Raw genomic sequence first — 10,869 nt, 5'->3', positions numbered from 1 at the left:
GCGCCGTTTGGTCCGCGACTACGAGCGCCGCCTCGACGTCTCCGAGGCCATGATCCACGTCGCCATGGGCGCCCTCCTCCTCCGCAGGATCACCCACCGCTGAGTTCTCAAACAGTCACTTAGCGCCTCCCTTAAACGCAACATCCAGGCTCTAGAGGATCGCCGCCGCGCAGAGGTCGCCGCCGCGACCCCACAGGAGCGGATTGCTGAGACGATCACTCGTTTCACCGGCAGCATGACCTTCGTCTACATTCACCTCGCGGTCTACGGCGCCTGGATCCTGACCAATCTCGGTCTTATCTCGTTCATCCCAAAGTTCGATGAGTCGTTCGTCATCTTGGCGATGGAAGCCTCTGTCGAGGCCATCTTCCTTTCCACCTTCGTATTAATAAGTCAGAACCGCATGGCCGCAGCAGCCGATAAGCGAGCCGACCTCGATCTGCAGATCAGCCTTCTGGCAGAGCACGAACTGACGAAGCTCTCCGAGCTGGTCGTAGCGATCGCGGAGCGCATGGATATTAGGGCAAGTGCCGATCCTGAGCTGCAAGAAGTACAGAAAGACATCGCCCCGGAGGCCGTGCTCGACGAGATTGCAGCACAGCAGGAAAAAACTTGACGACCTGAGAGTAGCCGGGTCCGACATTGCCAAATCCCTACGGCGTCCGGCCTCCACTCCCCTGTTCAACACCGACCAACGACCGTTGATGGGTGGTGAACAGCCCCAAGACGGCGCCGAGAGCCGAGCAAACGACACCTGAGCACCCGTCCCTGCAACGCGCTCCGCAGCCAGCCTACCAGTTACGGACATTCCGCCCGCTCATCCGTCCCCACCGCAGATCACCGCAGCGTTGGTCCCGAACGCTATTGTCGCGAGAAGCTCACCATTCCGCTCTACGAGCTGCTCATGCCACAACGGACTTCTCATGCTCCAGCCCTAATCCGCCTTAAGCCGCCCATCTCGTGCAGCTCGGCTGGAAATAGCGTACTCCGCTTCCAGGATGCGGCCAAACTCCTCGGGGGTGCACGAATAGGCTTCGCTGCCGAGGTCGCGAGCGCTCTTGACCATTTGCGGGTCCGCTACGGCCTCTCGAATCGCTCCCGCCAAGCGGTCGCGCAGATCCGGCGGCGTGCGGGAGGAGACGAGGAGGCCGATATAGGTGGTGCCATCGATCTCGCCGAATCCGAGCTGCGATACCGTCTTCACCTCTGGCAAAGCAGGGTCAGTCGTCGGACCAAGCACGGCTAGCGCCTTTAGAGCACCTGAGCGAATATGCTGAAGGGAACTCGTGACTTGGTCAAAGTGTACGTCGATCTGACCTCCGAGCAGGTCGCTAAGGGCGGGGCCGGAGCCACGATAGCTGACGACGGTAAACTTGGTGCCGAGGAGGTTCTCGAGTTGGAGAAGAGCGAGGTGGTTCGGCGTGCCCGGCCCGGAATGGCCGGCATTGAGCTTCCCCTCTCCCGACCGGGAATAGGCGGCAAGGTCGGCGAAGTTGCGGAGGCGCGCGTCGTTGCTGCGAGCAAGAAGTACCATGGAACTGCGGTTTACCAAGCTGAGCGGCGCGAAGTCAGCGCGGGTGTAGGGCGTGCTCGCCATCTCCGGTACTGTAACGATAACGCCTCCGCCCGCGAGGAGCAGCGTGTGCCCGTCCGGCGCGCTGCGCGCGACCTGCCCTGCGCCCACCGCGCCCCCCGCGCCCGGACGGTTGTCGACGACGACGGTCTGCCCGAGTGCCTTGCCGAGCGACGTGGCGACGATCCGCCCGACGAGATCGGTGTTGCCGCCTGGGGCGAAGGGCACAACGATGGTAACCGTCCTGTTCGGGAAGCTTTGAGCCCGGGCAATCGACGGGATGGTGGCACCTGCGGCGGCAGCGCTGAGCGTCAGCAGCCCGCGGCGGTAGAATGTCATACTTTCCTCCATTTTTGATTTCCGGCCCTCCCCCGCCCCCCGGTGGCACAAGGCTTCAAGTGCCGATTGGTCCGACCGGTACGAGCATCGCCGGCAGCCGTGCATGACGTTCGGGCACCCTCCGGTGCATCGCGCCCTTTCCCTGAAAGTAGCGGCGGTAACGCGCGTCCTCGTCACGGATCAGCGCCGTGAACTCGGCCGTGTCGAGGTAGCGGATGCCGAAGCTCTGCTGCGCCATGAAGCTGATGAAGCGCGGATCGGTGGCGGCCGCGCGCACGGCGTCGCGCCAGCGGGCCAGCACCGGCTCCGGCGTGCCGGGCGGGGCGGCGAGGCCGCGCCAGGTAACGACGTCGATGTCAAAGCCCTGCTCGATCGCGGTCGGCGCGTCCGGGAAGGCCGGAAGCCGGTCCTTCGCCGTTACCGCCAGGATGCGGGCTACGCCGCCCTCGATCTGACCGCGCGCCTCGACGGCGCTGAAGGCCGTGGCCTCGATGTTGCCCGCCGCGAGGTCCTGCAGCCCCGGCGCGGCACCGGCATAGACGACATGGGTGAGCTTTGCACCGGCGATGCGCTCGAATTCCAGCGCGACCAGGTGCCAGGTGCCGCCGGCGCCGCTATTGGCCACGCGCACCGCCTCCGGCCTCGCGCGGGCATCGGCGGCCAGCGCTACCAGGTCCTTCCACGGCGCGTTGCGGGCTACGGTGATCGCGCCGGGATCGACGTTGAGCAGCGCGATTGGCTGCAGGTCCTGCCAGGTCAGCGGCGAGGGCGCGAAGAGCGGCGCGGTCAGCAGGTTCGGCACGATCAGCCCGACCGTGGTGCCGTCGGGAGGGGCGCTGCGGACCGCCATGTGCCCGACCACGCCATTGCCGCCGGGGCGGTTGTAGACCGTGACCGTGGTGCCCAGGCGTTCGGACAGGATGGGCGCCACGGCGCGCGCCACCACGTCCGTGCCGCCGCCGGGCGCCCAGGGCACCACCAGGGTAACCGGGCGGCCGGAAAAGCCCTGGGCGAGCGCCGGCCGCGCCAGGGTGGCGGGTGCGGCGGTGGCGAGCGTCGCGGTGAGCACGGTGCGACGGGTGAAGACTATCATCTCTCTCATCCTCCCTTGGTTCTTGTTCTTGTCGCCGGATGGCCCCGGCGCGGCGGGCGGGAAGTCGGGCGAGCTATTCCAGCTTGATCTCGGCCTGGCGGATCACCTCGGTCCAGGTCGCCGTCTCGCTCTCGATATTGTCCCGCACTACCTCAGGCGGATTGAAGGTCGGTAGGAAGCCGCGCTCGGCGTAGAGCCGCAGCAGCTCCGGCGAGGCGAGGGCCTGCTTCAGCGCCGCCGTCAGCTTCGCGACGATGGCGGGATCGGTCCGCGCTGGGGCCATCAGCGCCTGCCAGCTGTTCACTTCGGCCCCAGGCACCCCCGCTTCGGCGGCAGTCGGAATGTCGGGCAGGGCCGCGAGGCGTTCCGGCGTGGCGACGGCGAGCAACCGGATGCTATTCGCGCCCTGGTGCGACTGCACGAGGCCGAGCGTGTCGAACATCAGCTGGACGCGGCCGGCGATGAGGTCCGTCAGTGCGGGCGCGGCGCCGCGATACGGCACGTGGATAAGCTGCAGCCCAGCGCGGATGGCGAAGAGCTCGCCCACCAGATGCGTGACGCCGCCGGCGCCGCCGGAGGCGAAGCTCACCTGCCCCGGCCGCGCCCTGGCATAGGCCACGAACTCCCGCAGGTCCTTCACCGGTAGGCTGGCTGGGATGATGTAGAGCAGAGGGTCCGTGGTGACCTGCCCGACCGGGAGCAGGTCCCGCGAGGGCCGGGCGCGCGTGTTGCTGTAGAGGATGGGGTTGGTGACGAGGACGCCGGAGTTGGAGTGCAGGATGGTGTAGCCGTCCGGCGGGGATTCCGCGACGTGCTCCATGCCGATGTTCCCCGCGGCGCCCGGCCGGTTGTCGATCACCACGGGCTGGCCGAGGATGCCGCTCAGCGCCTGGGCGAGCGGGCGCGAGACGGTGTCCACGCCGCCGCCCGCGGCGAAGGGCACGACGATGCGGATGGGGCGGTTGGGGTAGGAGGCGGGCGGGGACTGGCCCTGCGGCTGGGCCTGCGCGAGGCCGGTGGCGGCGACGAGGCCGGCGGCGGCGAGGCCGAGCGCGCGCCGCGCCAGCCGGCCGGGGATGCGGGACGTCATGGATGTTTCCTCATTCTCTTGCGTCATTCGGCAAACTGCGGCGTGAGGGCATCCAGCCAGATCACGGCGGCGGCGGCGCCGGCATCGGGCGTGCCCAGGGCACGATCGCCGAGGTAGCTGGCCCGGCCGAGGCGCGGGCGCATGACGGCGGTGGCCTCGGCACCGGCCCGGGCCGCGCGCACGGCCTCCCCCCAGGCCGCGGCGGGCGCGCGCCCGGCATCCAGCGCCTTCGCGAAGGTCTCGGCGGCGGGGTGGAGCGCGTCCAGCATGGTCCGGTCGCCCGGCCTGGCGCCGCCCATCTCCGCGATGGCTTCCACGGCGGCAGTCAGGGCGCGAGACCAGTCACCGGCCCCGGGCGCATCCGGCAGGCCGCGCGCGGCGCGCAGCAGCGCCGTGGCATAGAAGGGGCCGGAGCTGCCGGCGATGGCGCGGCGAAGCGCCTCCCCCATGCGCAGGAGCGCTGACGGCGCCTCGGCCCAGGCCGTGTCCGGCAGGATCCGCAGGGCGGCCGCGCCGCGCGACATGCTGATACCCAGGTCGCCATCGCCCGCGGCGCTGTCCAGCGCCGTCAGCCGCTCCTCGGCGGCCTCCAGCGCGGTGGCGGCCGCCAGGACGGCCCGGCGCACCGCTTCGCCGCCCGGGGTGGCCGGGCGTTCAGTCTCGACCACGGGCGCGGCGGCCGTGCCCACGAGGTTCCGGGCCGCCGCGATCCGGCCGCTGCCGGGCCAGGCGGGGGCATCGGTCGGCGCATCCAGGCGTTCCAGCAGCGCGTCGTCCAGCCGCATGACGGTCAGCGAGGCGCCGGGCATCTCCAGCGCGGTGAGGAGGTTGCCGAACCAGGCACGCTCCACCACCAACCCGCGCGCGCGCAGCAGGGCGAGCGCCTGGCGGGCGACCACGGCCAGTTCCATCGGCGGCGTGCCGCCCAGCCCGTTCACCAGCAGCGCCACGCGCTCGCCCGCGCCCAGTGAGGCATCGGCCAGGACCGTGTCGAGGATCGCCTCCACCAGCGCATCGGCCGAGCGCAGGGCGACGCGGCGCACGCCCTGCTCCCCGTGGATGCCGAGACCGAGCTCCGCCTCGCCCTCCTCGAGCGAGAAGCCGGGCCGCCCGGCGGCGGGCACGGTGCAGGCGCCGAGCGCGACACCCATGGTGCCGATCGCCGTCGCCGCCGCGCGCGCCTCCGCCACGACGGCCTCCAGCGGCAATCCGGTTGCGGCGGCCGCGCCGGCGACCTTGTGCACCAGTACCGTGCCGTCGATGCCGCGCCGTCGCGCCGGTTCCACCGTGTCGCGCAGTGCCACGTCGTCCGCCACCACCACGACCTCGGCCGGGATGCCCTCGGCGCGCGCCAGCTCCGCGGCCAGGCCGAAGTTCAGGCGGTCGCCCGTGTAGTTCTTCACCACCAGCACGGCGCCGGCCGGCCCCGCCGCGGCGCGGATGGCGGCCAGCACCGCGTCCACGCTCGGCGAGGTAAAGACGTCGCCCGCCACGGCCGCGTGCAGCATCCCCGCGCCGACATAGCCCGCATGGGCCGGCTCGTGCCCGCTGCCGCCGCCGGAGAGCACGGCGACGCCGCGTGCACCGGGCTCCGGGAGGCTGGCGCGCACCACGACGTCCTCGTCCCGCAGCAGGGCCTGGCCGGGGTTCAGGTCCACCTGTCCCTCCAACATTTCGCGCACCACGCCGCGCGGGTCGTTCAGAAGCTTCCGCATGCCGTCCGTTCTCTCCGTCTGTTCAATTCAGCGGCTTCAGCAGCTTGCCCGGGTTCATGATGCCGAGCGGGTCGAGCGCGTTCTTCACCGCCCACATGAGCGACAGCGCCTCGCCGTGCTCCTCCGCCGCGAGGTCGAGCTTGTGCATGCCGATCCCGTGCTCGCCGGAGCAGGTGCCCCCCAGGCGGATGGCGCGCTCGCCCGTGCGGCGGGCGAGGCCGTCGGCGCGGGCGCGCTCCTCCGGGCTGGTAGGGTCGAAGAGGATGCCGAGGTGGAAGTTGCCATCGCCGACATGCCCGACCAGCGGCGCTAGCAGCCCGGTGGCGGCCACGTCCGCCTCCGTCTCCAGGATGCATTCGGCGAGCGCGGAGATCGGCACGCAGGCGTCCGTTCCCATCTGGCTTCTGCCGGGCAGGTAGTGGAGGTTGGCGTAGTAAGTGTCGTGGCGCGCCTTCCAAAGGCGCGAGCGCTCCTCCGGCCGGTTGGCCCAGAGAAAGCCGTTTCCCCCCGCCTCCTCGCAGAGCGCCTGCACCAGCTCCACCTGCTCCGCGACCGCAGCGGGGCTGCCCTGGAACTCCAAGAACAGCGTGGGCTGCTCCGCCAGTCCCTCCAGCTTTGAGTAGCGGATGCACATGCGCATCTGTAACGCGTTCACGAACTCGATCCGCGCCATAGGAATGCCGGCCTGCAGGATGGAGATCGTGGCGTCGAGGGCCAATCGTACGTCCGGGAACTGGCATACTGCGGCCGAGACCGCCTCCGGCAGACCGTGCAGGCGCAGCTGCACCTCGGTGATGAGGCCTAGGGTTCCCTCGGAGCCGACATAGAGCCGCGTCAAGTCCAGCCCCGTCGAGGATTTCCGGGCCCGGCTGCCGATGCGGACGATGCGGCCGTCCGGCGTCACGACCGTTAGGCCCAGCACGTTCTCCCGCATCGTGCCGTAGCGGACGGCGGCGGTGCCGGAGGCACGGGTAGCGGCCATGCCGCCGATGGAGGCGTCGGCGCCGGGGTCGATCGGGAAGAACAGGCCGTGGGAGCGGAGCTCGGCGTTCAGCCGTAGCCGCGTCATACCCGCCTGCACGCGACAGTCCAGCGCCTCCGGCGAGACATCCAGCACACGGTCCATGCGGGAGAGGTCCACGGAGAGCCCGCCGCGAAGGGCGGTGACATGCCCTTCCAGCGAGGTGCCCGCCCCGAAGGGTACGATCGGAACGCGATGCGCACTGCAGAGGCGCGCGATGGCTGCCACTTCCTCGTTGCTCTCAGGGAAGGTAACCGCATCGGGCGGGAAGAGGTCGGGGACTCCCTCTCCTCGCCCGTGCTGCTCGCGAACGGAGTTACCGGTCGAGAGGCGCTCGCCGAGCATGGTGCGGAGTGCGGGCAGGATAGAGGCGATAGCGCCCGCGGCGGGTGGCGTGGCTTCCGCCACCGGCGGCACGGCACCGAGTTCTGCGATCATCCCGTTTCCCTGCGGGCCAGCTTCCGCGCCGGATCGGCGCGGCGGGCCAGCTCCTCCCCTTCCCTCGCGGACCAGTTCCAGATCTGTCCGCATTACGGACATAAGCTGCGCAATTCGATCCTGGTCTGTCAAGCGCCTGGTGAGCGCGCCCGGGTGGAAGTCAGCACCTTTTTCGGCAAAGCCAAAATGCCTCGTTGACCTTCCAAGGCAACCCGATCCATCTTGTCCGCCATCCGGACATTACCGGCGATGAGGAGGAGACTTATGGCTTCCAGGATCCACGGCATCATTCCGCCCATGACTACGCCCTTCAATGCCGAGGGTGAGATCGACGAAACCGCCTACCGCAACCAGATCCGCTGGTTCCTCGGCAAGGGCGTGCACGGCATCTGCGTCGGCGGCAGCACGGGGGAAGGCCACACCCTGACCCGTGAGGAGTTCAAGCTGCTTATGGAAATTGCTGCGGAGGAAGTGGCCGGCCGGGTCCCCCTGATCGCCGGCATCATCGCGAACAGCACCCGTGAGGCGATCTTACGTGCCCGCGATGTCGAGAACCTGCCAATCGACGCGCTGCAAATCACGCCCGTGCACTACCTCTTCAAGCCGAGCGAAGAGGCTACCTTTAGCCACTTTAAGACGCTGACGGAGTCCGTGAAGCAGCCCGTCATCATTTATAATGTCATTCCCTGGAACTACCTGACTCCCGCGCAGCTGTTGCACATCATGCGCCAGCTGCCCGGCGTGATTGGCGTGAAGCAGAGCCAGGGCGATCTGAAACTGATGGCGGACCTGCTGCTCGACGTGCCCGATGGCAAGCTCGTCTTTACCGCCGTGGACGCACTTCTCTACCCCTCATTTGCCCTGGGATCGCCCGGCACCATCGCCGCGAACCCGACGGCCGTGCCGACTGCCTGCGTTGCCCTGTGGGATGCGGTCCAGCGCGGTGACCACGCCTATTCCATGCAGCTGCACGACCGCATGCTCCGCTTCTGGAACACGATCGTCGGTGACAACCTGCCGGCCTGCGTAAAGGCCGTGCTGGAGATGCAGGGCTGCCCGGTAGGACTTCCCCGCGCCCCGATGCCGGCCGCCAGCGAGAAGCAGCGCGCCGCCATCGAACCCGCGCTGCGCCACTTGCTCGAGATCGTGAACAGCTCCGTCCGCGCAGCCGCGGAGTAACGCCCGGGTGCGGCGGGCGGCGAATTCACTTGCGCCGCCGCCCGCCGCAGCATACCCGTTGCTGATGCCCGACGACATGGCCGCCATGGCACCGCCCCAGGAGGCCGGGGGCCGCCAGAGCGTCAAATCACTCCTCAAGATGCTTGACGTCCTGGAGTGCTTCTCGACGCAGGACCGCGAGTTGACGGTTGTTGAGATGGCCCGGCGAACGGGTATGCCGCGCACCACCGTCCACCGCATCGTCGATAGCCTTCGCGTCCTCGGCTTTCTGGAGCAGGAGGCCAGCCGGGAGCGCTACCGATTAGGCATCAAGCTGTTCGAGCTTGGCAACACCGCCCTTACCAATCTTCCCCTATACCGGGAGGCGCGCCCCTTCGTGGACACGCTCTCGAAGATGAGCGGCGAGGTGGTACACCTCTGTGTCTTCGACGGCTCCCAAATGGTGTTCGTGGAGCGTTCGGAGCACGGGTCCGGCCGCCCGCACAACACGGTCACCACGATGGAAGCCACCCCGTGCCACAGCACAGGGGTTGGCAAGGCCACGCTCGCCTTCCAGGATGAGGCCGTCATAGACCGCATTATCCGCCTCGGCCTGCACCGCTTCACGTCGGAGACGATCACCGCCCCGGCATCTCTACGCGAAGAGCTGGCCCGTATCCGAGCACGGGGTTTTGCGGTGGATGAGTGCGAGCACGAGCCGGAGCTCCGCTGCGTGGCTGCGCCGATCCGCAACTCGACCGGGAAGGTCTTCGCTGCCATCAGCGTCAGCGGCCACACCCGTCGTGTGACCCTGAACCGCGTCGCGGACCTCGCGACCCTGGTGATGTCGCATGCCCAGCTCATCTCCATTCGGCTGGGCTTTATGCCAAGCGCCGCGTCGGCCTCAACTGGCCCGGGTGCAAGCCGCCCCGATTGATGCCCGGGCCAGTTACCGGTGTAGGGTCAGGCCCAAGAGACGCGCACGCAAACCTTACACTCACGCCGGAAAATCTCGGTTCCAGAACAATAAACCGTTGAAGCTCATATAGAATTCAGAATGGCCTCAGCATTGCGTAGCGTCGCGAGACAGCATTTTGCTGTTCCCGGGCGAGGAAATTACTATGACGCGTAAGATGACGACTTTGGCGATCGGTGCGTTCGCGTTCTTAGGGGCAGTTGTGTCGGCGAATGCCGCGCCTATTTCGGCCGATAGCTCGCTCAGCTTCACGGGCGTTGCGAATTGCACGGCAGGCGCCTGCACCATCGTGGATTCTAACATTTCCCCGCTCAGCAACAGCTCCCTGAACGTCGCCACGGGTTCTTACTCGACGGCCGGCTTCGTGAACGGCCAGGGCGCGAACCTCAACGACTTCACCTACAGCTCCTTCTCGCCATTCGTCCCCTACACGGCGTTCTCGGGCATCAATTCCGATCTCGGCGCGCTGAACCGGAGTGCGTCCTTCAGCGCCACGGGGCTGGTGAGTGCGGAGCGCACGGCTGTCGGCGCCCTCTTCATCACGAACATCGTCTTCTCCGGCATCGCGCGCCTCGAAGGCTTTGACCCGACGCCGGGCCTCTACGCTTTCACCGCGAACCAGTTCGGCCAGTTCTCCGGCACCTTCTCGTCGACGAGCACCATCACGCCGGTCCCCGAGCCCGCCTCCATGGCCCTGCTCGGCGCCGGTCTGCTGGGCCTCGGCTTCGTGCGGCGCCATGGGGCCAAGAAGTCTGCCAACACGACGGTCGCCTGAGACCTTGGCCCCGCATGCTGCAAAGCCAAGCGGGGCCTAGCCTCAACTGCTATCGTGTCTGAGACTTAGAGTGCGGAGGCTGTCCAGCCGATCTCCCTCGGCCGGGCAGCTTCTTGCACTCAAATTGTTTGCGATGGGATCGTGACGGTTCCGCCAGGCGTCGAGAGTAGGTTGGAGTGACCCAACTCTAACAGCCCCTCTCAGCCAAGCGCAGCCACACTGCCACCTGAACTCCCAGCCGCCCCAACGACCCTCGCCACCGTCGTGTGGGTCCGCACCGCCCCGTCGCGCGACGTCAGCACTCCCCGCTCCATCAGCGCCCGCGCCTTCCCGGCGTGGGTCATGACGCCATCGTTCCGTAGCGCCTCCAATTCCAGGGTGAGCCGATGCGCCGTCCGGGTCGCTCTCTCCTGGCGCACTCGGGCGGCACCAGCCGCACAGGGTGGCGCTCCGGGCGGCCACCCCCTATCCCCGCCCAGCACCGCCCCACGCGCACGTGCGGCTCCCAGCGCCGCCCGGGTGCGCTCCGAGAGGAGGTCCCGCTTCTTCTACGCCATCGCCGCATAGACGTATGCGCCTGACAAACACCGCGGGATTACTGCTGGACAGGCATCCCGGGGCTGATCAGGCGGCGTTGCGCTGATCCAGCCGGAGCGGCAGGCCCTGGAGGTTCCAGGGCAGCAGTTCGGTG

Annotated in this window: 9 protein-coding genes and 1 pseudogene; 5 read left to right on the top strand and 5 right to left on the bottom strand. The window is 68.3% G+C overall.

What is annotated here, in order from left to right:
* Window positions 1-103 (top strand): annotated as a pseudogene (locus J5Y10_RS27370) (IS5-like element ISRso1 family transposase); the annotation flags it as partial.
* 132 nt (window positions 104-235) lie between these two features.
* Window positions 236-616, top strand: a complete 381-nt coding sequence (locus tag J5Y10_RS27365; RefSeq protein WP_245215162.1) for a DUF1003 domain-containing protein — start codon at window positions 236-238, stop codon at window positions 614-616.
* A gap of 318 nt (window positions 617-934) precedes the next feature.
* On the opposite strand, the gene J5Y10_RS27360 is transcribed toward J5Y10_RS27365, so the two are convergent.
* The 5 genes from J5Y10_RS27360 to J5Y10_RS27340 all read right to left on the bottom strand — a co-directional run bounded on the left by J5Y10_RS27360 (window position 935) and on the right by J5Y10_RS27340 (window position 7,269).
* Window positions 935-1,912 (bottom strand): Bug family tripartite tricarboxylate transporter substrate binding protein, encoded by a 978-nt coding sequence (locus J5Y10_RS27360; protein WP_209377313.1) that lies wholly within the window; start codon window positions 1,910-1,912, stop codon window positions 935-937.
* A 55-nt stretch (window positions 1,913-1,967) separates the two neighbouring features.
* Window positions 1,968-3,005, bottom strand: a complete 1,038-nt coding sequence (locus J5Y10_RS27355; RefSeq protein ID WP_209377312.1) for a tripartite tricarboxylate transporter substrate binding protein — start codon at window positions 3,003-3,005, stop codon at window positions 1,968-1,970.
* A 73-nt stretch (window positions 3,006-3,078) separates the two neighbouring features.
* Window positions 3,079-4,095 carry a Bug family tripartite tricarboxylate transporter substrate binding protein gene (locus J5Y10_RS27350; RefSeq protein ID WP_209377311.1) on the bottom strand — a complete coding sequence of 339 codons (1,017 nt, stop codon included), beginning with the start codon at window positions 4,093-4,095 and terminating at the stop codon, window positions 3,079-3,081.
* Window positions 4,096-4,118: 23 nt separating this feature from the next.
* Entirely contained in the window at window positions 4,119-5,810 is a 1,692-nt protein-coding gene (locus tag J5Y10_RS27345; RefSeq protein WP_209377310.1) for a dihydroxyacetone kinase family protein, read from the bottom strand.
* A gap of 22 nt (window positions 5,811-5,832) precedes the next feature.
* Window positions 5,833-7,269, bottom strand: coding sequence for an FAD-binding oxidoreductase (locus tag J5Y10_RS27340; RefSeq protein ID WP_209377309.1), 1,437 nt, complete (start codon window positions 7,267-7,269; stop codon window positions 5,833-5,835).
* A gap of 264 nt (window positions 7,270-7,533) precedes the next feature.
* On the opposite strand from J5Y10_RS27340, the gene J5Y10_RS27335 reads away from it, so the two are divergent.
* From J5Y10_RS27335 to J5Y10_RS27325, 3 genes are all read left to right on the top strand, one after another.
* Window positions 7,534-8,448, top strand: coding sequence for a dihydrodipicolinate synthase family protein (locus J5Y10_RS27335; protein ID WP_209377308.1), 915 nt, complete (start codon window positions 7,534-7,536; stop codon window positions 8,446-8,448).
* A 64-nt stretch (window positions 8,449-8,512) separates the two neighbouring features.
* Complete coding sequence (locus tag J5Y10_RS27330) at window positions 8,513-9,364, top strand: IclR family transcriptional regulator (RefSeq protein ID WP_245215161.1); 852 nt, start codon at window positions 8,513-8,515, stop codon at window positions 9,362-9,364.
* A gap of 184 nt (window positions 9,365-9,548) precedes the next feature.
* Window positions 9,549-10,178, top strand: a complete 630-nt coding sequence (locus J5Y10_RS27325) for a PEP-CTERM sorting domain-containing protein (RefSeq protein ID WP_209377307.1) — start codon at window positions 9,549-9,551, stop codon at window positions 10,176-10,178.
* Window positions 10,179-10,869: the final 691 nt, after the last annotated feature.

The organism is Roseomonas indoligenes (assembly GCF_017813365.1).
In the GTDB taxonomy this organism is placed as follows: domain Bacteria; phylum Pseudomonadota; class Alphaproteobacteria; order Acetobacterales; family Acetobacteraceae; genus Roseomonas; species Roseomonas indoligenes.
This window is presented reverse-complemented; position numbering and strand designations above follow the sequence as displayed.

Excerpts from the sequence above, each read along its gene's own strand:
- J5Y10_RS27365 (WP_245215162.1), top strand. The coding sequence starts at position 236 with ATGACCTTCGTCTACATTCACCTCGCGGTCTACGGCGCCTGGATCCTG.
- J5Y10_RS27360 (WP_209377313.1), bottom strand. The coding sequence starts at position 1,912 with ATGACATTCTACCGCCGCGGGCTGCTGACGCTCAGCGCTGCCGCCGCA.
- J5Y10_RS27355 (WP_209377312.1), bottom strand. The coding sequence starts at position 3,005 with ATGATAGTCTTCACCCGTCGCACCGTGCTCACCGCGACGCTCGCCACC.
- J5Y10_RS27350 (WP_209377311.1), bottom strand. The coding sequence starts at position 4,095 with ATGACGTCCCGCATCCCCGGCCGGCTGGCGCGGCGCGCGCTCGGCCTC.
- J5Y10_RS27345 (WP_209377310.1), bottom strand. The coding sequence starts at position 5,810 with ATGCGGAAGCTTCTGAACGACCCGCGCGGCGTGGTGCGCGAAATGTTG.
- J5Y10_RS27340 (WP_209377309.1), bottom strand. The coding sequence starts at position 7,269 with ATGATCGCAGAACTCGGTGCCGTGCCGCCGGTGGCGGAAGCCACGCCA.
- J5Y10_RS27335 (WP_209377308.1), top strand. The coding sequence starts at position 7,534 with ATGGCTTCCAGGATCCACGGCATCATTCCGCCCATGACTACGCCCTTC.
- J5Y10_RS27330 (WP_245215161.1), top strand. The coding sequence starts at position 8,513 with ATGCCCGACGACATGGCCGCCATGGCACCGCCCCAGGAGGCCGGGGGC.
- J5Y10_RS27325 (WP_209377307.1), top strand. The coding sequence starts at position 9,549 with ATGACGCGTAAGATGACGACTTTGGCGATCGGTGCGTTCGCGTTCTTA.